Below are 20,599 nucleotides of genomic sequence, written 5' to 3' on the forward strand. Positions count from 1 at the left end.
ATAGAACATCAACGTATTGCCGGCTGCGACATGCAAAGCTCGGACAGGGTCTTTTAGGAAATATACCGGTGTTCTTAGAGGATGAGCGGGATACGTTATTTGAAGTTACCGACTTATATCTACATCACCGTTTTGATCTCTTAGGCAGCAGCTGGCGTGAAGTATCTTATGGAATGGTTTGTGCAGGAGTGGGCGGACATCGCTATGAGGGCTTACAAGCGGAGCTGATCGACGCATCCGGCATGTGGCTGCGCCGCGTTGTAACGCCGGCAAATCTGCCGTATGCACAGCGGGTATGGAGTCTCGTGGATGAAGACTATCGACCGATCCCGTGGCAGCTTGATTTTAAGTCCGGCTATGCATGGTCGGCGCAGACGTGGTATATGGATGTCGCTTATGGGGAACTCGCCGGTGTCGATGTTAAAGTTCCATGGGAGCTGGCGCGTATGCAGCATCTTCCTCTCCTCGCACGCGCATATCATGCCGCGCATGGAGATGCGAAAGTTTTGTATTTGCGTGAGTTTCGCAATGAGGTATTGGACTTTATTGCTGCGAATCCGCCGCGCTTTGGCGTGAACTGGCGGTGTACCATGGACGTGGGGATTCGCGCGGCAAACTGGCTTGTGGCATATGACCTCTTCAAGGCGGGGGGGGCGCAGTTTGACGATGACTTTGAACGCGTATTAGCAAGTTCCGTCTATGACCATGGAAAGCATATCGTCGCTAATTTAGAGTATTCACCGCAGCTTCGCTCTAATCATTATCTATCAGATATTGCGGGACTGCTGTTTGTTGCGCTGCATTTGCCTCGAACATCGGAAATTGACGCGTGGCTGGCGTTTGCATTGCAGGAACTCGTGTCGGAAATGGCGGAGGAGTTCCATGAGGACGGCAGCAACTTTGAAGGATCGACAAGTTATCATCGCTTGTCGACAGAGATTATGCTTTACAGTGCGCTGTTTGCCGTACAGATGAATGAACAGCGGCGCGCGGGACTGCAGCATTACGACGTATCACTGCATCGCGCGGAACCGAAATTAAAATCCCCGCAGGAACAGGAATTTGATCCCGGGAGAAAAGAACTGTTCCCCGCCCGATTCTGGCAGCGGCTCGCAAATGCGCTGCAGTTTACCAAAACATTGCTGCGTGATGACGGAGAGATCCCGCAGATCGGCGATAATGACAGTGGACGTTTTTTGAAGCTGTGCCCTGCATTCGTCAGAATGACGGCAGAGGAAGCCGTGCAGAGATATGAAAATTTAGCAGGAATACCGCACCGAGATGATGAATTATACTATAATGAGAACATCCTAGATCATACGCACCTCGCGCGCCTCTATGATGTTGTCTTTTCAAACGAAAGGAAAACACCGCCGGATTTTGAAACAAAGCTGGCGGCGCACATGGGACAGGGGCTTTCACTCCCCACGGCGGAATGCAGGGGGCTTGATGCCGAGAAGGAAGATTTTGCAGCCTGCATACCATCGTTGCCCCTTTCCGGTTTGGATATGCAGGAATATCGTTTTGCGGCACAAAATAGAATTACGGAACTCTTGCAGTGTTTTTCCTATCCCGGCATGGGCGTATATATCTTCAAATCCCCCCATCTATATATGACGGTGCGCTGTGGAGAAGTCGGGCAAAAAGGAAACGGCGGACACGCGCATAATGATCAGCTTTCGATCACGCTGCGTATTGACGGCGTGGATCTGATCCGCGATCCGGGGACATATCTCTATACGCCGTTGCCGGCAGAACGCAACCGGTTCCGGTCAACAAAAGCGCATTTTACGATCCAAAAGGACGATGAGGAGCAAAATCCGTTTTATCCGGATAGAGACGGGCTGTTTTCTCTGAAGGAAGAAAAGACGTTTGCAAAGGTGTTGTACTTAACGCGATCCTGTATTGTCATGGAACATAGTGGATTCGGGGATAAGGTTTATCGCGAGATAGAGATCCTTGACCATGAGGTGCGCGTGCGCGACTATGGAAAGGGGATTACGCGGATCTGCCGGGACATACCCTTTTCCAATGGGTACGGGAAACTTCTGCGGCGCGTTTAATTAGCCGTTCTTTTGTGTCATTTTGTGATATGTTGGATGACGGAAGTGGGGGGCTTTTATTCGGGGAGTCGATATGAACCAGTGGGTTTGAATCATGAGCAAATCAGTTTTGGTATCGGTAGCCGTGGCATCTAGATTAATTCGATCTGGGCTGAAGTTCCTCAGCGGGGGCTGCAGATTTTAGTTCATGTACTACGAGATTTTGGCGGTTACGAGGCAATAGCTGCTAGTGAGGAAAGAAGTTAGCGCGCAGGGGAAGACATGAGTGGAATAGGACGTGTGAGAGATGGCTGCAAATACGATTTTAGTGATTGGTAATGGATTTGACCTAGCGCATGGATTCAAGACGACATATCAAGATTTTTTAGGCTTTATTAAGAAACTCAAAGACCTCAATTACTATGCGTATAAATTCACTATGAACTACGATGTCCTGTCGACGGTCGCTCATGGGCTCGCGAATATCGTCAAGGCGATTCCAGGGAAATCTCGTGCTCGACCTTGATAATACTCTGTGGGGCGGTACATTGTGCGAGGATGAAAAGTACGGTAGGATATTACTATCCGACGAAGAAAACTGTATGGTCGCACATTTCTATGAAGAGATGGGATTTGACTGCCTGCCGGCGGACGAGGAGGACATGCCAGGTGGACGGCTATACGCCGCGAAACCAGTATATTGATGTGCAGGGAAGTGTGGAATGAATTACAGAATCTGGCGGTGTGGAATACCCCATATACCGTTGATAGACAGGGGGTGTTTTTGTGTGAAGGGAATAGAGCCGAATGGATATTTTAGCAGAGCTTCAGCTGATTTTTCACGATGTGTTTGATGATGAGGATTTCGTGATTGCGAACGAGACGACTGCGGATCAGATTGAGGATCGGGATTCCCTGCCCCACATTCGTCTTGTCGTTGCGATTGAGCCATACTTCGCCATCAAATTTGTGTTCGGTGAACTGTAAGACTTGAAAAATGTCGGTGAGATGATCGAACTCATCAAAGAAAAACTTGAGGATTAAGGGGCTGAGAAGAGATGCTGTTCAACTCGTATGAATTCCTTTTTTTATTCTTTCCGATTGTACTCTTGGGATATTTTGCCTTGGGCAAGCGGGAGGATTCGAATGCGGCGAATTTGTGGCTGGTCGCTGCCAGCCTTTTTTTCTATTCCTATTGGAACGTGCGGTATTTGCCGCTTTTGCTTGCCAGCATTGCGTTTAACTATGTATGCTCCGGCGTGATTTTGCGGGATCGGAAGCGTGCGGATAAACGTATGGTGAGAAAAGCGGTGTTTATTTTTGGGCTCTTCGTGAATGCCGGACTTCTTGGATTTTATAAGTACACGGATTTCTTTCTTGAGAATGTAAATTTCATTGCAGGGACGGATTTTAACCTCCTGCACATTATTTTGCCGCTCGGCATCAGTTTCTTTACCATTACGCAGATGGTGTATTTGGTCGATTGCTACGAAGGTGTTGCAAAAGATCATAATCTAGTCAACTATACGCTCTTTGTGTCGTTTTTCCCACATCTCTTGGCAGGTCCGATTCTCTATCATAAGTCGATGATGAAGCAATTTGCAAATCCTGAGACGAAAACGGTGCAATGGGAGAATATTGCCCGCGGTTTTACGCTTTTTATCATCGGTCTTGCGAAGAAGGTCTTACTTGCCGATACATTTATGACCTATGTTTCGCCCGGATTTAACGATCCGGCGGGGCTGACTTTTGTAGATGCGTGGATTACTGCGCTCAGTTATATGTTTCAATTGTATTTTGATTTTTCGGGATACAGCGATATGGCGGTCGGAATTGCTCGTATGATGAATATCGAGATTCCCATCAACTTTAATTCGCCGTATCGTGCTTATGGAATTATTGACTTTTGGCGGCGATGGCATATGTCTCTGGGGACATGTGTGAGGAATTATATCTATATACCGCTTGGAGGAAATCGTTTGGGGGAGAAGCGAAAGATGGAGAATCTCTTTCTTTCGATGTTGATTCTCGGTCTGTGGCACGGTGCGGGATGGAATTATATTATTTTCGGCGCTATCCATGGATTTGCTCTGATTGTCAATCATACATGGAAGAGGTACCGGCTCCGGATGTGGCGGCCGTTAGGGTATACTTTGACCTTGGGGACTGTTTTGGTTGGCTGGATTTTTTTTAGGGCAGATAGTATACATGACGCATGGCTGATTATGATGGCGATGTGCGATCCGTCGCAGATTATTTTGCCGGCAGGTGGTATCGTGGAGAAATATTTTGTATTCCTCAAAGATAGCGGTGTAATCTTTTCCGGAGATGCAATGTTTATGGGCTTGAAATACATTCTTGTAGGAAGTTTGTGCGTTGCTTTTTTACCAAGTTCAAACCGGATTGTGGAACGCATGAAACCTACAATCGTTTGGGCGTTTGTCGTTGCGGCAGTCGGCTTTGTATCGATGATTCGTATGGGCAGTTACAGTGAATTTTTATATTTTCAATTTTAGGAGTACAGAGATGATGTCTTATAAAAAATATGTAGGTGTCATTGCATTTCTCTTATTCTTAGCAGCGGCAATTCATATGATGCTGTTTTATTTCAATATCGGCATTCCGCCGAAAACAACGCAGCATATGCATAACTTCGTACAAAAAAAGAAAGCCTGCGCAGAAGCAGTTCCCGGGCGCAAAATTATGGTTGTAGCCGCTTCCGGCACGGCACTTGGCGTGGATGCGGGAGAAATAGAGAAGGCACTCGAGATTCCTACAGTGAATTTTGGTCTTACTATGCCCTTGCACCGATATATATTTGTATTGGCAAAAAAGGTGCTCTATGACGGCGATATCGTTGTATTGCCTTTAGAATATCCGCTGTATTTGGATAACCCGTATAATATGGAATATATGCCCTATATCATGGCGTATGATTATCCGTATTTTGAGGACATGAAATTTACCGAAAAACTACGGTTTATTTTTGCTGCAGACACCTATAGTTTGGCGAAAGGGGTGTATTATCAACTGCGGCCGGAGCCCGATAGAAAACAGGAGTTCAAGTTGGAGCAGATGGACACGCGAGGGGATCGAACACCGGATTTTTATGATAACGATAATATTAGTATCCATAAGTTGTGGGGAGAAGTTACCTCATATATTTATCCTCCTGCAACAAATGTTCCTAGTCCGGATACAAAAGAAGCACTGCGCGGATTTGCGGAGTACTGTAAGGCACATCATATTCGGCTCTATGTGACGTGGCCTACTTTGCTGCGCAGAGAAGCGTCTCTTTCCAATGAGGATGCCGAAAACCTGCAAAAGATCGCAGCATTTTGGACATCCTGCGGTGTGGAGGTGTTAGGAGAACCGGACGAAGCGTTTTATGAGATTGGCGATTATTATGATCATGCAACCCATCTCAATCAGCAGGGAAAAGAAAAATATACCCGGCATTTGGTTGACCTGCTAAGAGAAAAAATATAGGCTGATATTTTTGATAAGGGAGGGGGCTCATGGATGGATTCTCAAATATCTATGAAAAGGTTTTTCACACAAATTTTAATATCCTAATCTTTCCGCAAATTTTAGCCACTAAAAACAATTGAAAGGACGTAGGAAACTTATCCGGAAATTATGTTTATCGCAGATGGGGGGGTGCCAGAACTAGGGGTATAGAGTCCCTCAATGTACTGGAACAAGGAAAGTTAGAAGTCCTGAATGGTATGGCAAATTCTACGGTTCATTTTCTACTTTGAGATATCTAAAAGCAAGCATTATCGCTTTTTTAAGATGGGGGCTCCTCGCTAAATTGTGTTGCATTTAGACTATAAATCAAAAGGTATATAGGATATGATTTAGTTCAGGGGAAGTCGTTGAAAGTTCAAATTGGGAGATAAATTTATGGATCTACGAAACTTACTGGAAGATGTAAAATCCGGTGCTATAGAGATTGCCGTAGCAGAACGAATACTCCGTGATCTTCCATATGAAGAGATTGGTTATGCAAAGATTGACCATCATAGAGCAATTCGATCAGGAATGCCGGAGACGGTATTTTGCGAGGGGAAGCCGGATGCATATATTGCAGAGATATATCAACGGCTTTATCAGCGGAACGGTAAGGTGCTTGGGACAAGGGCGTCCAACCTGCAGTTTGAACTTGTAAAGACGGCCGTTCCAGCGGTGCAGTATGATCCTATATCGCGTGTCCTTAAGGTGGAGTCGGAGAGGAAAGAACAAATTGGATGCATTGTCGTCTGTACCGGAGGGACGGCGGATATTCCTGTTGCAGAGGAAGCCGCACAGACGGCAGCGTTCTTTGGCAGTCACGTAGAACGGATCTATGATGTGGGGGTTGCGGGGATTCACCGCCTACTAAAACAGAGGGAGCGCCTCGAGCGCGCAAATGTTATTATTGCTGCTGCCGGGATGGAAGGGGCTCTTGGAACGGTAGTTGCGGGGCTGGTTGGATGCCCTGTGATTGCCGTTCCTACCTCTATCGGTTATGGTGCAAGTTTTCATGGGCTTTCTGCACTCCTTACAATGCTCAACTCCTGTGCGAACGGTATTGCGGTCGTTAATATTGATAATGGGTATGGGGCGGGATATCTTGCGACACAAATTAATCGCTTGGCGGTGAAATAAATGGGAACTACTCTCTATTTAGAATGCAGATCGGGTATTAGCGGCGATATGGCTGTTGGCGCACTCTTAGATTTGGGCGCTCGACGCGATGTGTTAGAAAAGATACTAGGGCGGCTCCCTGTAGGCGGGTATCGATTACATTTCGGTAGGACAGTGAAATGTGGGATTGATGCTTATGACTTTGATGTATACTTGGATCCGGAATATACGCATAACCATGGACATGTCCACCGGCATAGAAATCTGCGTGATATTTATGCGATTATAGATATGCTCACATGTGGAGAACGGGTGAAAGTACTAGCGCGGCGTATATTTAATATCCTTGCGCAGGCGGAGGCCAAAGCACACGGTATTCCCGTTGATGAGGTACACTTCCATGAGGTCGGTGCGATTGATTCTATTATTGATATTATAGGTGTCGCGATTTGTATCGATGATTTAGAAGTTCATGAGGTCATTGTCTCTCCGTTAACAGACGGGAGCGGTAGCGTGCAGATGGCGCACGGAGTAATGCCTGTACCGGTACCGGCAACACTTCGTATCGTAGAAGAGTATGGTTTAGGTTTGCATATTTCGGATAATGACGGCGAGATGGTTACACCCACAGGCGCTGCAATTGCTGCAGCTTTACGGACGCGTGATGCGCTACCGTCCGAGTTTCGTGTTTTAAAGACGGGGATCGGCGCGGGCAAAAAGGATTTTTATCAGGCAAATGTGTTACGTGCTATGCTAATCGAGGATTTGTCTGTAAAAAAGGAATCGAGCGCAGAAAAACAAATGTGGTTATTAGAGAGCAATATCGACGACGCAGGCGGAGAGATGCTCGGCTTGGCAATGGAATGCCTATTTGAGGCGGGGGCGGCAGATGTGTGGTATACGCCTATCTATATGAAAAAAAGTCGCCCGGCCAATATGCTGTCTGTCCTTTGTACAGAAGAACTAATTACTCCACTAGAGAACTTAATCTTTAAGCATACGACAACCATCGGTATTCGAAGAACGCCTGTTAGCAGAATCATACTGCATAGGGAGATTCGTATATTACAAACTGCGCTTGGTGCGGCGAAGGTAAAAATTTGCACCGATGGAAGCCGGCAGTATTTTTACCCCGAATACGAGAGTATCCGCCGTATTTGTAAAGAACATCGGATGGGCTATCAAGAAGTATACGCTGTTATACAGGAAGAAGCTAAGAACAAATGGACAGCATGTTAAGCTGCATTAAAGATCAACTCGAGTCTACAATGGCGGAATATGCAGCGGAGGATATATGTCTTGCTTTTTCAGGCGGGGTAGATTCTTCGCTCTTACTCAAAATAGCTGTGGATGCAGCGAAAAAAACAGGAAAAAATGTCCATGCAGTGACGTTTGATAGTCGCTTGCATACTGCTTGTGATCTTGTAATTGCATCGCGTGTTGCCGCGGAACTAGGCAGCATTCATCATATTATTGCCATTGATGAGCTCGCTCAAGAGAATATACGTCAAAATCCTGTGAATCGTTGTTATCTGTGCAAGTATAGCCTATTTCGAACGCTCCGAGACTTTGCGTCACGTATGGGGGTATCGTGTGTCATGGATGGAACGAATGAGGATGACATGCACGCGTATCGTCCGGGCATTCGCGCGCTTAGAGAACTTGCCATTATTAGTCCGCTTGCACAGTTGCATATTCGAAAAGCAGATGTAAAGCGTCTGGCGGAGTGTTACGGAATTTCTGTTGCTGCACGTCCATCAACGCCTTGTATGGCAACCAGACTACCATATGGGACAGAAATAGATTATGAGATACTTTCACGTCTTGCGGATGGGGAGGAGTATCTGCGTACAATCTTATCCGGAAATATACGTTTACGTTTGCATGGACAGGTTGTACGGATTGAAGTAGATGAACCCGTTATGGTGGAATTGCTATCAAAGAGAGCAGAAGTTGTTGCTTGTCTGAAAGAACTTGGCTTCATCTACATCACAATGGACATAGAAGGATTTCGTTCTGGGAGTATGGACATTGGGATGATTTTATAGAAGAATATGTTTTGCCAAATATCTTAATCAGAAGAGTAAGGGAAAATACGCAATACCTCTTGTTACCCGCTAGCGTTGTATCAAATATGGGGAGGTACAAACGAAAAACACAAATCTAAATTTGTATAGAGGAAATTAAGGTAGGAGGATATGAAATGATGCTCTCAGTCACTCCAACAGGGAAACAAGAAGAAGTTCTGGCACTTCCTGCTAAGGGGCATATTGTCGTTTTGGGGACTGCCGGAAGTGGAAAGACGACCATAGCATTGATGCGTGCGCAGCATCTTGCACATCTTCCAAGTACAAATCAGGTGCTGCTTGTGACATTTAACCGTGCTTTGGTCGAATATATGCGTGGTATTAGCAACTCACGGTCGGAGAAATTAGTTGTAGAGAATTATCATTTGTTTGCGCGCGGATATTTGCACAGTATGGGGGAAATGCCGCGACGAAATGGCATTTTGAATAAGGACGGAAAGAAATACTATATAGAACGAGCCGTTGAAGTATTAAAAAAACAAAACCCTTCTGAATCAACGCTGCAGCGCTCTCAGGCATTCTTTGTAGATGAAATAACCTATATAGAGCAGTTTGGTTTGGTGGATTCTACCTTGTATTATGATGCCGAGCGTATAGGGAGACGTTCGGCTAATATAAAAAAGAAAAACCGCAAGTGGATTTTTGAGGTCTACAAGAAATACATAGAACTCCGTAAACAAGCCGGCTGGAAATATGATTGGGATGACGTGGCATTTTACGTATATTGTGCATTACAAAAGGATAAGAGGGAACGTAGATATACCCATATTATTGTTGATGAAGGTCAAGATTTTTCTCCAATGATGATTAAATCATTGATAGAGGCGATAGCCGACGGAGGTTCTTTCACATTTTTCGGCGATGTGGCGCAGCAAATATACGGCAGCCGACTCTCGTGGCGTGATTCTGGTATTCATGTAGATAATAAAATTTGGCGATTCGATATGAATTACCGAAACCCTGCAGCGATTATGGATTTTGCAAAAGATATTACAAAGAGTGTATACTGGAGAAAAAACAGTGATATGATTGAGGCTGCCGCGCATATTGCGGAGGGCCCCAAGCCTGTACTTGTAAAATTTACATGTGAGCAACACGAGATAGATTGGGTCATTGATAGGGTAATCTCTATGGGCAAAACTTCTTCGACTGTAATTGTATGTAGAAGTAGAGCTGATATCGATTTGTTTAGATGTCTCTTGAACAATAATTCTTGCGATGCGACGGAAATTGACAAAAAGACGCCGGGATATGCTAATATCAAGACCGTTTACTTAACAACATTTCATGCGGCAAAGGGATTAGAGTTTGATAATGTTTTTATCCCCTTTTTAAGTGATGATAAATTTCCGTCTCCTGAGGCTATGGGAAATGGCGTATCTGAGGAAGATGTATATGAAGATGAAATAAAACTTCTTTATGTAGCGGCAACTCGATCGAAATATGGCCTATATATGTCATACAGCGGTACGTTATCGCCGCTTTTCCCAAAAGACGCAGGCAGCTATGACTTTCAAGATGAGGCGGATGTTATATGAGCACTTACCATATATTGTCAGCCCGCGGCGTAAATCGATTATGCCACTTCACTAAACTTCAAAGCTTTACGCATATTATTTTACATGAGACAGGCATTTTAGCAAGAGATTCTATTCGTCAGGACACAAAAAATGTAACGGACCAGGAACGTTATGATGGTGAACTGGATTATGTATCCTGTTCTATTCAATATCCAAATTCATGGTTTTTGAAAAAGGCTATGCAAAATGACACGAATAAGATATTTCAAGAATGGGTCGTCTTATATATAAACTTGAATATACTAGCCTCTAGAAAGGCGAAGTTTTGTCCTTGTAATGCAAGTAAAGGAAGAGGCTGCTATATAAAGGAAAATATGGAAGAGATAGAATCAATTTTTGCACATCGTATTCCGACATTTCAGTATCCACGCACACCAAGAATGCTTCCTTCCTGTCCAACCGATGGACAAGCTGAGATATTGATAAAAGATAGTATTCCACGTTCATTTATCGTCGGTATTGCCGTTGGGAACGAGAAGATAGCCGAGCGAATATACGCGATACTGGTAATGTATCATATTCAACATATATCAATTTTTATTGCGCCGGATGTAATTACAACACAGTGGAGTAGTATGATTAAGGATGGACACATGCCGGATGAGATAGCTTACGGTTGGCCGGAGTAGGAGTGATCTAATGTCGATAACGATACCAACCAAAAGAGAAAAATGTATAGGAGCGATGTTGGCCACTGCTATTGGCGATGCTTTAGGTTGGCCGAATGAGCCCCGGTCTAAAAATAGAGCAAAAAAACCGAAGGTGCATGATTTCTTTGTTGAGTGGACTCGGAGTTGTAGGCAGCCCCGTTGGCATGATGAGAGAATTTTTCCAGGCGAATACAGCGATGATACCCAGTTAACACTTTCCGTGGCACGAAGCATAATAATGGGAGATTGGGAGACTTTCTTTGCGGAAAAAGAACTTCCTTTTTGGTTGAAGTATGAACGAGGGGGCGGTCGTGCACTCTTGAAAGCTGCTAGGTCAATTGCCGAGGAAAAGGTTTTGCCTTGGCAGTCAACATCTCCTCAAGAGTACCTTAATGCCGGCGGTAATGGAGCCGCCATGCGGATTCTTCCGCATGTTATTGCCTATGCGAATAAGCCGGATAAAACGGCCTTGATATCGGACATCATTAGGAATACAATCATTACACATGGGCATCCAAGAGCGATTTTGGGTGCAACTTGTTACGCTTATGCCTTAGATTTTATTTTAAGAAAAGAGACTGTTCTCGAATATGGGGAACTTGTAGCCGCAGTCATCGATGGAAAAGACTATTGGGGTACGTTTCCTTCATCTGAATTTTTTAAGGACTGGTTTGGAAAAGTCAAGCAATATTCGACATTTGACTATGTACAAGAGTGGGACAGTAATTACAACCATATGATCCGCCAACTCGAATTCATTAGCACATCTCTGAAAAAAGGCTTGATGCTAGAAGATGCCAAAGTGATGGACTCTTTGGGGTGCTACAGTAGTGTGAATGGGGCTGGCGATGTAGCTGTACTGACAGCTATATATTTCGCCTCTCGATATGCTACAAATCCCGTATTAGGGATTAAAACTCCTGCGGGTTCCTTTGGCATCGATACCGATACGATTGCTTCGATAACGGGAGGACTCCTTGGGATGCTCTGCGGTATAAACTGGATTCCGCCGGAATGGAAAATGGTCCAGGATTATCAATGCCTTGTTCAAATCGTTGAAATTTTACTATCTGAAAATAAAAAAGAAACAACAAAGACCGAGGTATCGGTAGTAAAATCAAAAAATGATAATTGGTCGATTTCGCCAATAGGCATGATGCGGCTTCTAGAGACACGGCAAGCTAGAAATGGAAATCATGGCATTGTAGTGATAAAAAAATGGATGACGGCACTTGGACAGACTATCTACGCGAAAGAATTTCAGCCGTTTGAGGTCGAGCCACATAATCGTCAAGATGATAGTCAAACCTGTCTTGTCCTATATCAGCGGGCATCTATGACGGAGTCGACCCAAAGGATTGCAGGGAATCAACAGCCGACAGGTGGGGATAATGCTCAAAAACAAATTGCGGTACGGAACACCGAAGAGAAATTCATACTGGATGCAGGGATTATCAAGAAGCTGCTTGATAATTCTACATTCAATAAGGCCATAACGATGGGGAAAGTACTTAAAATCATACGAGAACTTATTGAGAGTGATAAATCTTTGGTAGAGATAGCCAAGCAATTCAAAGTAAATGAGGAGATGGTAGCGCTTATAAAAAAGTGTATCAAATAATTTGACGGAAAAGTAAAGGGATATGGTATTAACTTAATTTGATACGTATAAACTATAATCTTTATGATGAAAATAACATAATCTTATCCTCCACATCAATATCCTCCCCGACCTGCACCTCCATGACCTTGAGCAGGGTTTCTGCGCGGATGGTGTGGAAGGAGCCGCGGGAGATGCGGACGGTTTGTCCTTCGGAGACGGCGAATTCGTTGCCGTCGAGTTTGACGTGGCCGCGGCCTTCGATGACGGTCCATGTTTCGTCACGGCGTTCGTGCATGTGGTAGGTGAGAGCATGTCCGGGGCTGAGGGTGATCTTGATGGTGAGGCTGTTCGTGTCGGCGTCGAGGATGTGGAATTCGCCCCATGATTTTTCGGTATACATGACGGGGGTGTGGAGTTTTTCGACGTAGGGCTTCATCATGCTGGAGCGGTGTTTGTCGGCAATGAGAATGCCCTCGGGGCTGGCGGCGACGACGACGTTCTTGAGCCCCATGCATAGGATGGGCATAGACGCTGTATTGACGGCGTGGACATTCGAGCAGGTCTCGTCAAGGGTGACGCGTCCGATGGCGTCTTCGGGCATGACGCCGGCGAGGGTGTTCCACGTGCCGATGTCGAGCCATGTGCCGCTGTAGCGCCGGACGGCGATGTTCTCTTCCTTCTCGGCGACTGCATAGTCAAAGCTGATTTTCGGCAGTTCCTCATAGCGGTTGTAGAGGTCTTCATAGCCGTCAAAGGGAAAGATTTCCTGCATCTTGTCGAGTACATAGCCGAGCCTGAATGCAAAGATGCCGCTGTTCCACAGTGCACCTTCGTCGATATATTTCTCTGCGGTCGCCTCGTCCGGTTTTTCCCGGAAGGAGGCGACTTTGCTTTGTGTGTCGCCCGTCTCGGGGAGGATGTAGCCGTATTTTTCGCTGGGATAGGTTGGTTCGATGCCCATGAGGAGGAGCGGCGCAGCGCCCTCTCGTTCGACCTCGGTGAGGAGGTCTGTGACGGCGCGGAAATAGTCGGAGGCAACGTAGGGGTCGGCGGGGCAAATGGCGACCGATTCTGTGAGCGGTACGCCGCGTACCTCGTGCAGATAGGCGCAGACAAGGGCGATGGCGGGAAAGGTATCGCGGCGGCACGGTTCGACGGAGATGCTCACATCCGTACCGAGCTGGCGGCGGATGAGCGAGATCTGCGCGCCGGCGGTTGCGATGGTGATGGGAACGCCGGGGGCCGCCTCGCGTACTTGGCGGCAGACGCGCTGGATCATGGATTCGCGCGTGCCGTCTGCGCGGCGCAGGAGACGCAGAAACTGTTTGGAATATAGGTCGTTGGAGAGCGGCCAAAGGCGTTTGCCTGCACCGCCGGAGAGTAGTACGATCTGCATGGAGTTCTCCCTCTTTGAACGGTCTCGAAGTCTTACGGCATTATGATAACAGGCGGCGGCGAAAGAATCAAGACGAGGATATTTGAGCAGCGCGGCAGCATAGAACGATTCTCTTATGCTATAATAAACGCATTGGTATATCTTTGATGTAAAAGGGCGTGGGTGGTTATTACGGAATGTGATTATGTGATTTTGTCCAAATCATCGGTATCGCCGCTGCGGGACGAGCGGCCTGCGGGGCGATCCAATGTATGCCGGAAAACGCCGGATTTCCCTTTGACCTTGTGGCGCAGCTCGCAGGCTGTGGACACGCGATAGGTGGAGATTTCTCATGGGAAAAGAAGATAACGAAAGATTTTGATTTTGTCACATGGAATGTGAAGCCGTTCCGCGGTATCGGCGGATTTACGAAGAAAAATACGACGAAAGAGACGAAAACGGGGAAACTGCTGAATGATCTCGCGACATACTTGAGCGGATTTGATAAGAGCCTGCGGCACCTGAAGCCGTCGGCGGTGTTCGTGGTACTGGATAATGACAAACGGGATCAGGCGGCGTTTGCCCGGCAATTAAAGGAACTTGCCGCACGCAGAAATATCACGATTGACCATGTGTTCTGTATCGCGGTGGAAGAGGTTGAGGCGTGGCTGCTCGGTGATCGGGAGGCTGTGATCAAGGCATACCCGCGGGCAAAGCGCGCGGCGCTCGACACCTATCGGCAGGACAGCATCTGTCGGACGTAGGAGTGTCTGGCGGATGTGGTCTACCGCGGCGGCAGGGAGCGGATGAAGAAGGACTGCCCGACCTATGTGGAGCGCGGCAAGTGCAAGCGCGAGTGGGCAGTGAACATTGGGCGGCACATGTGCCCGGATGCGAATGCATCGCCGAGTTTTCGATATTTTTTGAACGAGATCCGAAAGCGGATTTTGCGGGCAACAGAGTAAGTGTATGAGGCGTGAGAGCCGGAGAGAGTCGGTGCAGCGGCGTAAAAACGTACGCATGCGCCGGCTCTTTTTGTATGACCGGCAGGACTTAAAGGGGGCTATTATATTAATGAAAGAAATGCTATAATGGAAAAGCAAAAATAGTGAGCATATATCGGTCAAAAGAAAATACGTGGAAAGCGCTTGTTGGCAGTACTTCAAAACAAGTATTCTGACAATAATGTGATTTCTGTAAACATACAAAAAATATCTAGTATACGTATTTATTTTAAGCCGGATTATGTCAAAGAGTGTACACCGCAGAATTTTATTCGCCACGGTGGAGCAACTGTGCGCGGAGTCCTTGACAATTTACGGCAAATTTAGTTATGTAGGGGGATATTGTACGGGCACAAAATATACGACCTCGAGCGCATTCGGCACATTGGGATATCTGCCGAACATCGAGTATAAGGAGATTCAATGTGGAATCGCTGCTTGACATTATTGACCAAAAGAAAAAGGTGCTGGACGCGAAACGACCGCTCACACGGGGCGAAATTGAACGTCTGACAGAGGCATTCGCGGTGGAGTACACCTATAATTCGAATGCCATTGAGGGCAATACGCTGACCCTGCGCGAGACGGACATGGTGCTGCACGGGCTGACGATTGCGCAAAAGCCGCTGCGTGAACATCTCGAGGCGGTGGGGCATAAGGAGGCATTTGACTTCGTGCTCGAGCTCGTGCGGGATAACGTTCCGCTCTCAGAGCAGGTCATCAAGCAGATTCACGCGCTGGTGCTGGAGGATAAGCGCGCGGATCGCGGCGTCTACCGCAGAGTCCCTGTGAGCATTATGGGCGCGAAACACAATCCTGTACAACCGTATTTGATCCGGTCGGAGATGGAGCTTTTGCTGCTCGTTTACGGAGATCATATGGAGCGGCATATTGTGTCTCAGCTCGCGCAGTTTCATCTCGAATTCGAGGCGATTCATCCCTTCATCGACGGGAACGGACGCACGGGACGCCTCCTCGTCAATCTGGAGCTGATGAAGGCCGGCTATCCGCCGATCGATATTAAATTTACGGATCGGATGCGCTATTATCAGGCGTTTGACGACTATCACGAGAAGGGGACGATCGACAGTATGGAGGAGTTGTTTGCGGGGTATGTAAATGCACGGTTGGACGACTATCTCGCGATGCTTTGAGCGTTGGAGAGGAGGGGGCAGAAATGATTTTGACGATTGATGAAATTAAGGAAAAAATTCGTCCGATTTGTGAAAAATATCAGGTGGTTAAATTGTCCCTCTTTGGATCCTATGCGCGCGGCGAGGCGACGGAAGAGAGTGATGTGGATTTTCATATGGTTGCTCCCAAAGGTATGGGGCTTTTTAAGATGGCAAGGTTTCGACTTGATTTAGAGGAATTGCTGCATAAGGAAGTGGATCTGATCAGCCGGTTATCGGAGGACTGTTATATTTTCAAGGATGCCGTAGAAAGGGATGAGATTTTACTTTATGAAAGTGGGCAAGCGTGATGCGCAGGTGCTGTTGTCGATTCAAAAGTACTGCGACGAAATCAGAGAAACGATGAGATTCTTCGGAGATAATGAAGAGGCGTTCATGAACAGCTATGTCTATCGGAATGCATGTGCTATGCCCATGCAGACGATCGGCGAACTAGTCAAGAGCTTCTCGGATGAGTTCTTGGAACACAGTGAGGAAATCCCGTGGAAGCTCATCAGAGATATGAGAAATATATTTGCACATGCATATCATCAGAATATCAATTTTACTATTGTATGAGAGACAATGCAGAATGATATTCCAATGCTTAGGGAGTTTTGTGCCGGTGTTCTGAAAGAAAACAATTACGAACTCGTACAGGTGAAATCCCTGCGATAAAAGAAGATAGGCTGTATTTCGCCGCATCCAGAGAATCTGTGACTATTATTCCACACGAAAAAGGGCTTGCCGCACACATGCATGATTCATGTATGCGCGGCAAGCCCTTTTTGTGTCGCCGGAAGCTCCGTGGAGAGAGGATCAGGTAATGGAAGCGGCGTAGATGCCGTCGATGGCTTTCTTCAGAACGCTGTTGAACTCGGCATCGCTCTGCCCTGCGCGCAGATCCTGGGAGAGCGCGCGGGAGAAGCTGGCGATGAGCCCGTGGTTGCGGGCGAGCTTCTCATTTGCCTCGTCCTGCGGATAGCCGCCGCTGAGGGCAACAATGCGGACGACGTGCGGATCCTTCATGAGCTCTTCGTAGAGGTTGTCCTCGGTCGGGATCGTGACCTTGAACATGATCTTGGCGTCTGCAGGCAGTTTTGCAAGGTGCTCCTTCATGAAGCCGACCATGATCTTCTCCGCCTTTGCCTTCTCGGGGCAGTGGATGTCCACCTCGGGCTCGAGGATGGGGACGAGCCCTTTGCCGACGATCTGCATACCGACTTCAAACTGTTGGTCGATGATGGCTTTGATGCCCGCCTCGTTCGCCTCTTTGATGACGGAGCGCATCTTCGTGCCGAAGATGTGGCGCTCGTTCGCGCGGTCGAGCAGGGCGTTGAGCCCTGTGATCGGTTTCATGAGCTGGACGCCGTTCTTCTCGTCGGCCAGACCCTTGTCCACCTTGAGGATGGGGATGATGCCCTTTTTCTCCCACAGGAAATCTGCGGTGAGGATACCGTCGATCTTGCGGTCCATTGTATTCTCAAAGAGAATCGCGGCGAGGATTTCTTTCTTGTCAAACGAAGGACTCTTGATGATGCGCGTGCGCATCTCGTGGACGCGCGTGAACATCTCCTCTTCACCGTGGTAGGCGCTCTCGTCGACGCCGTACGCCTTCAGCGCCTTGGGCGTCGAGCCGCCGCTCTGGTCGAGGGCTGCGATGAAACCTTTGTCGTGTTCCATCCGCTTGAGTTGATCTTGATTCATTGGGCATGCCTCCTTTTTTCTAATATCTATATTATAGCGCAGGAATGGAAGAAATTCAACGAAATTGAAAATAAATTTCATGGGATAGTATAAAGGGAAATTATAGATATGGCAGAGGGGCGCCGTTCAACTGCATACAAAAATGGAGCGGCGCATTTCTGCGCACACTCCATTTTCATCCGCGATTCACCTATATTCTCTGATTTCGTTCTCTGTCGCTGCACGACCTCAGCAGGTGTGGCACTTTTCGTAGAGTCCCTTTTCCTTGAGGAGCTTGACCATGGTTTCGCCGATGTGGGCGACAGTATCCGCGACGGGGATGCCTGCGGCGTTGAGTGCGGCGACTTTATCCGCGGCAGTGCCTTTGCCGCCGGAGATGATGGCGCCCGCGTGACCCATGCGTTTGCCCGGAGGCGCCTGACGTCCTGCGATGAAGGCGGCAACGGGTTTTTCGGGCATGTTCTCCCGGATCCACTTCGCGGCTTCTTCTTCGGCGGTGCCGCCGATCTCGCCGATGAGGAAGACGGCGAGGGTGTCGGGGTCTGCCTTAAAGAGTTTCAGGACGTCGATGAAGTCCATGTCCTTGACGGGGTCGCCGCCGATGCCGACGGTGGTTGTCTGTCCGATGCCGGCATTCGTGAGCTGGAACGCCGCCTCATAGGTGAGGGTGCCGGAGCGCGAGACGAGCCCGACATGTCCGGGCTTTGCGACGCTGGTCGGGGTGATGCCGAGTTTTGCCTGATTCGGCGTCAAGAGTCCCGGGCAGTTGGGACCGAGGAGGCGGGTCTTTTTGCCCTGCATGTAGCGGCGCACCTTGACCATGTCGAGGACGGGGATGTGCTCGGTGATGCAGATGACCAGCGGGAGCTCTGCGTCGACGGCTTCCATGATGGAGTCGGCGGCAAAACGCGCGGGGACGTAGATGACGGAGGCGTTCGCGCCGGTTGCCTTAACGGCGTCTCTGACGGTGTTGTAGACGGGGACGCCCTCGACGACCTGTCCCGCCTTGCCCGGGGTGACGCCCGCGACGATCTGCGTGCCGGCATCGAGCATCTGCCGCGTATGGAAGAGGGCGGCTTTGCCCGTGATGCCCTGCACGATGGCTTTGGTATTTTTATCAATCAAAATGGACATAGCTGAACCTCCCTTACGCCTTTGCCTTTGCGACGAGCTCGACAATCTGTTTCGCGCCGTCTTCCATGGAGGCTGCGGCGAAAACATTGCCGATCGGTGTGTTCTTCAAAATCTCGCGCCCTTCGTCCACCTTCGTGCCCTCGAGGCGCACGACGACGGGGACGGGGAGGGATTTGCCGTCTTTGGAGATGAGTTTTGCGGCTTCGATGATGCCGTTGGCAATGTTGTCGCAGCGGTTGATGCCGCCGAAGATGTTGACGAAGATGCCCTTTGCCTGCCCGCCTTCGAGCATGATGTTAAAGGCGGTTGCGATCTTCTCGGGGGCGGAATCGCCGCCGACGTCGAGGAAGTTCGCAGGATCTCCGCCGCAGTGCTTGAGCATGTCGACGGTCGCCATGGCAAGACCCGCGCCGTTGACCATGCACGCAACGTCGCCGCCGAGGTTGACGTAGTTGAGTCCGTGCGCGGAGGCTTCGAGTTCCTTCGGATCTTCTTCGCTGTCGTCGCGGAGCTCGGCGATGTCGGGGTGGCGGTAGAGTGCGCTGTCGTCAAAGTTGAGCTTGGCGTCGAGGGCAATGACGTCGTCGTCCTCGGTGACGACGAGCGGGTTGATCTCGACCTGCGAGCAGTCCTTGCCGATGAAGGCGGCGTAGAGACGCTGCATGAGCGTCGAGGCTTTGCGCACTGCAGGTGCGGGGATGTTGATGGCGTATGCCATGCGCGTCGCCTGGAACGGCATGAGCCCGACGACAGGGTCGATGTACTCCTTGACGATCTTCTCGGGGTGCTCTTCGGCGACCTTTTCGATCTCGACGCCGCCCTCCTCGGAGCCCATCATGACGATGCTGGCGCTGAGGCGGTCAATAACGAAGGAGAGGTAAAATTCTTTTTTGATCTTCGATCCCTCTTCGATGAGCAGGCGGTTGACGACCTTGCCCTCGGGTCCCGTCTGATGCGTGACGAGCGTCTTGCCGAGCAGTTCGCGCGCGTAGCGGCGCACTTCGTCGGTCGTCTTTGCGATCTTGACGCCGCCCGCTTTGCCGCGGCCGCCCGCGTGGATCTGTGCCTTGACGACGATGACGGGGGCGCCGAGCTTTTCGGCGTTGTCGACGGCAGCGTCTACGGTGAATGCGGGCAGTCCGTTCGGGACTTTGACGCCGTATTCGCGCAGCACCTGTTTGGATTGATACTCGTGAATGTTCATTTACCCAATCCTCCCTTTTGTGAGTAGAACCTATATATAACTACTATATTAACCCCGTTTTGCGGGATTGTCCACTGATTTTCACCGATATGTCGATTGAAAAAACTAGAGGGTTCATGGTAAAATGAAGTGGGACAGAAAAAAAGGACAGGCAGCGCTCAATGTGTTACAATGTTTTCACCACAAAAACAGAACAGAAGGTGCTGCCATGTCCCATACTCATTCTACCACAACCACGCGCTCATATAAACACCTAGACCCATATCGGCGCGGACAAATTTTTGCCCTCCTATCCACCGGTATGTCAAAGACTGACATTGCAAAGCAGGTGAAGATCTCCCGCTCTACCTTGTATCGGGAGATTACACGCGGCACTGTGACACAAATGCGCTCAGACCTTACCACATACCAA

Annotated in this window: 21 protein-coding genes; 17 read left to right on the forward strand and 4 right to left on the reverse strand. The window is 48.5% G+C overall.

Going from position 1 to position 20,599, the window contains the following annotated elements:
• Positions 1-173: 173 nt before the first annotated feature.
• The 11 genes from HMPREF1147_RS04570 to HMPREF1147_RS04625 all read left to right on the forward strand — a co-directional run bounded on the left by HMPREF1147_RS04570 (position 174) and on the right by HMPREF1147_RS04625 (position 12,609).
• Positions 174-2,063: an alginate lyase family protein gene (locus HMPREF1147_RS04570; RefSeq protein WP_232208050.1), complete on the forward strand. Its 1,890-nt coding sequence runs from the start codon at positions 174-176 to the stop codon at positions 2,061-2,063.
• A gap of 286 nt (positions 2,064-2,349) precedes the next feature.
• The gene (locus HMPREF1147_RS04575; protein WP_009657904.1) at positions 2,350-2,568 is read left to right on the forward strand and encodes an abortive infection protein; all 219 of its coding nucleotides are present in this window, start codon (positions 2,350-2,352) and stop codon (positions 2,566-2,568) included.
• A gap of 281 nt (positions 2,569-2,849) precedes the next feature.
• A complete protein-coding gene (locus HMPREF1147_RS04585) occupies positions 2,850-3,029 on the forward strand; it encodes a hypothetical protein (RefSeq protein WP_009657858.1) in 180 nt (59 codons plus the stop codon).
• Positions 3,030-3,100: 71 nt separating this feature from the next.
• Complete coding sequence (locus tag HMPREF1147_RS04590; RefSeq protein ID WP_009657865.1) at positions 3,101-4,558, forward strand: MBOAT family protein; 1,458 nt, start codon at positions 3,101-3,103, stop codon at positions 4,556-4,558.
• 10 nt (positions 4,559-4,568) lie between these two features.
• Positions 4,569-5,531, forward strand: coding sequence for a hypothetical protein (locus tag HMPREF1147_RS04595; protein WP_009657882.1), 963 nt, complete (start codon positions 4,569-4,571; stop codon positions 5,529-5,531).
• A gap of 417 nt (positions 5,532-5,948) precedes the next feature.
• A complete protein-coding gene (larB, locus tag HMPREF1147_RS04600) occupies positions 5,949-6,692 on the forward strand; it encodes a nickel pincer cofactor biosynthesis protein LarB (protein ID WP_009657877.1) in 744 nt (247 codons plus the stop codon).
• Positions 6,693-7,910: a nickel pincer cofactor biosynthesis protein LarC gene (gene larC / locus HMPREF1147_RS04605; RefSeq protein ID WP_009657857.1), complete on the forward strand. Its 1,218-nt coding sequence runs from the start codon at positions 6,693-6,695 to the stop codon at positions 7,908-7,910.
• Positions 7,895-8,719, forward strand: coding sequence for an ATP-dependent sacrificial sulfur transferase LarE (gene larE, locus HMPREF1147_RS04610; protein WP_037351154.1), 825 nt, complete (start codon positions 7,895-7,897; stop codon positions 8,717-8,719). The genes larC and larE overlap by 16 nt, the downstream gene beginning before the upstream one ends.
• A gap of 155 nt (positions 8,720-8,874) precedes the next feature.
• The gene (locus HMPREF1147_RS04615; protein ID WP_009657856.1) at positions 8,875-10,296 is read left to right on the forward strand and encodes a 3'-5' exonuclease; all 1,422 of its coding nucleotides are present in this window, start codon (positions 8,875-8,877) and stop codon (positions 10,294-10,296) included.
• Complete coding sequence (locus HMPREF1147_RS04620) at positions 10,293-10,967, forward strand: DarT ssDNA thymidine ADP-ribosyltransferase family protein (RefSeq protein ID WP_037351155.1); 675 nt, start codon at positions 10,293-10,295, stop codon at positions 10,965-10,967. The genes HMPREF1147_RS04615 and HMPREF1147_RS04620 overlap by 4 nt, the downstream gene beginning before the upstream one ends.
• 10 nt (positions 10,968-10,977) lie before the next feature.
• Positions 10,978-12,609 carry an ADP-ribosylglycohydrolase family protein gene (locus tag HMPREF1147_RS04625; protein WP_009657890.1) on the forward strand — a complete coding sequence of 544 codons (1,632 nt, stop codon included), beginning with the start codon at positions 10,978-10,980 and terminating at the stop codon, positions 12,607-12,609.
• A 61-nt stretch (positions 12,610-12,670) separates the two neighbouring features.
• Here the strand turns inward: HMPREF1147_RS04625 and HMPREF1147_RS04630 are convergent, their stop codons facing one another.
• Complete coding sequence (locus HMPREF1147_RS04630; RefSeq protein ID WP_009657899.1) at positions 12,671-13,987, reverse strand: sugar phosphate nucleotidyltransferase; 1,317 nt, start codon at positions 13,985-13,987, stop codon at positions 12,671-12,673.
• Between the two features lie 251 nt (positions 13,988-14,238).
• Between HMPREF1147_RS04630 and HMPREF1147_RS11895 the strand changes: the two genes are divergently transcribed.
• The 5 genes from HMPREF1147_RS11895 to HMPREF1147_RS04650 all read left to right on the forward strand — a co-directional run bounded on the left by HMPREF1147_RS11895 (position 14,239) and on the right by HMPREF1147_RS04650 (position 16,721).
• Positions 14,239-14,730: a PF14103 domain protein gene (locus HMPREF1147_RS11895; RefSeq protein WP_009657894.1), complete on the forward strand. Its 492-nt coding sequence runs from the start codon at positions 14,239-14,241 to the stop codon at positions 14,728-14,730.
• 15 nt (positions 14,731-14,745) lie between these two features.
• The gene (locus HMPREF1147_RS11900; protein ID WP_009657905.1) at positions 14,746-14,931 is read left to right on the forward strand and encodes a hypothetical protein; all 186 of its coding nucleotides are present in this window, start codon (positions 14,746-14,748) and stop codon (positions 14,929-14,931) included.
• 464 nt (positions 14,932-15,395) lie between these two features.
• Positions 15,396-16,124 (forward strand): Fic family protein, encoded by a 729-nt coding sequence (locus HMPREF1147_RS04640; RefSeq protein WP_009657855.1) that lies wholly within the window; start codon positions 15,396-15,398, stop codon positions 16,122-16,124.
• A 23-nt stretch (positions 16,125-16,147) separates the two neighbouring features.
• Positions 16,148-16,453 carry a nucleotidyltransferase family protein gene (locus tag HMPREF1147_RS04645; RefSeq protein ID WP_009657909.1) on the forward strand — a complete coding sequence of 102 codons (306 nt, stop codon included), beginning with the start codon at positions 16,148-16,150 and terminating at the stop codon, positions 16,451-16,453.
• Positions 16,434-16,721: a DUF86 domain-containing protein gene (locus HMPREF1147_RS04650; protein WP_009657861.1), complete on the forward strand. Its 288-nt coding sequence runs from the start codon at positions 16,434-16,436 to the stop codon at positions 16,719-16,721. The genes HMPREF1147_RS04645 and HMPREF1147_RS04650 overlap by 20 nt, the downstream gene beginning before the upstream one ends.
• Before the next feature lie 240 nt (positions 16,722-16,961).
• Here the strand turns inward: HMPREF1147_RS04650 and HMPREF1147_RS04655 are convergent, their stop codons facing one another.
• The 3 genes from HMPREF1147_RS04655 to sucC form a co-directional block, all read right to left on the reverse strand.
• Positions 16,962-17,849, reverse strand: coding sequence for a fructose bisphosphate aldolase (locus HMPREF1147_RS04655; protein ID WP_037351157.1), 888 nt, complete (start codon positions 17,847-17,849; stop codon positions 16,962-16,964).
• Positions 17,850-18,077: 228 nt separating this feature from the next.
• Positions 18,078-18,983 (reverse strand): succinate--CoA ligase subunit alpha, encoded by a 906-nt coding sequence (sucD, locus tag HMPREF1147_RS04660; RefSeq protein ID WP_009657893.1) that lies wholly within the window; start codon positions 18,981-18,983, stop codon positions 18,078-18,080.
• A 13-nt stretch (positions 18,984-18,996) separates the two neighbouring features.
• Complete coding sequence (gene sucC, locus HMPREF1147_RS04665) at positions 18,997-20,187, reverse strand: ADP-forming succinate--CoA ligase subunit beta (RefSeq protein ID WP_009657873.1); 1,191 nt, start codon at positions 20,185-20,187, stop codon at positions 18,997-18,999.
• 208 nt (positions 20,188-20,395) lie between these two features.
• On the opposite strand from sucC, the gene HMPREF1147_RS12400 reads away from it, so the two are divergent.
• A partial coding sequence (locus HMPREF1147_RS12400; protein WP_369791738.1) for a helix-turn-helix domain-containing protein occupies positions 20,396-20,599 on the forward strand: 204 nt, incomplete at its 3' end.

It is taken from the genome of Selenomonas sp. FOBRC9 (assembly GCF_000287655.1).
In the GTDB taxonomy this organism is placed as follows: Bacteria; Bacillota; Negativicutes; order Selenomonadales; family Selenomonadaceae; genus Centipeda; species Centipeda artemidis.

Coding starts and splice junctions, on each gene's coding strand:
- HMPREF1147_RS04570 (WP_232208050.1), top strand. CDS start 174: ATGGTTTGTGCAGGAGTGGGCGGACATCGCTATGAGGGCTTACAAGCG.
- HMPREF1147_RS04575 (WP_009657904.1), top strand. CDS start 2,350: ATGGCTGCAAATACGATTTTAGTGATTGGTAATGGATTTGACCTAGCG.
- HMPREF1147_RS04585 (WP_009657858.1), top strand. CDS start 2,850: ATGGATATTTTAGCAGAGCTTCAGCTGATTTTTCACGATGTGTTTGAT.
- HMPREF1147_RS04590 (WP_009657865.1), top strand. CDS start 3,101: ATGCTGTTCAACTCGTATGAATTCCTTTTTTTATTCTTTCCGATTGTA.
- HMPREF1147_RS04595 (WP_009657882.1), top strand. CDS start 4,569: ATGATGTCTTATAAAAAATATGTAGGTGTCATTGCATTTCTCTTATTC.
- larB (WP_009657877.1), top strand. CDS start 5,949: ATGGATCTACGAAACTTACTGGAAGATGTAAAATCCGGTGCTATAGAG.
- larC (WP_009657857.1), top strand. CDS start 6,693: ATGGGAACTACTCTCTATTTAGAATGCAGATCGGGTATTAGCGGCGAT.
- larE (WP_037351154.1), top strand. CDS start 7,895: ATGGACAGCATGTTAAGCTGCATTAAAGATCAACTCGAGTCTACAATG.
- HMPREF1147_RS04615 (WP_009657856.1), top strand. CDS start 8,875: ATGATGCTCTCAGTCACTCCAACAGGGAAACAAGAAGAAGTTCTGGCA.
- HMPREF1147_RS04620 (WP_037351155.1), top strand. CDS start 10,293: ATGAGCACTTACCATATATTGTCAGCCCGCGGCGTAAATCGATTATGC.
- HMPREF1147_RS04625 (WP_009657890.1), top strand. CDS start 10,978: ATGTCGATAACGATACCAACCAAAAGAGAAAAATGTATAGGAGCGATG.
- HMPREF1147_RS04630 (WP_009657899.1), bottom strand. CDS start 13,987: ATGCAGATCGTACTACTCTCCGGCGGTGCAGGCAAACGCCTTTGGCCG.
- HMPREF1147_RS11895 (WP_009657894.1), top strand. CDS start 14,239: ATGCCGGAAAACGCCGGATTTCCCTTTGACCTTGTGGCGCAGCTCGCA.
- HMPREF1147_RS04645 (WP_009657909.1), top strand. CDS start 16,148: ATGATTTTGACGATTGATGAAATTAAGGAAAAAATTCGTCCGATTTGT.
- HMPREF1147_RS04650 (WP_009657861.1), top strand. CDS start 16,434: ATGAAAGTGGGCAAGCGTGATGCGCAGGTGCTGTTGTCGATTCAAAAG.
- HMPREF1147_RS04655 (WP_037351157.1), bottom strand. CDS start 17,849: ATGAATCAAGATCAACTCAAGCGGATGGAACACGACAAAGGTTTCATC.
- sucD (WP_009657893.1), bottom strand. CDS start 18,983: ATGTCCATTTTGATTGATAAAAATACCAAAGCCATCGTGCAGGGCATC.
- sucC (WP_009657873.1), bottom strand. CDS start 20,187: ATGAACATTCACGAGTATCAATCCAAACAGGTGCTGCGCGAATACGGC.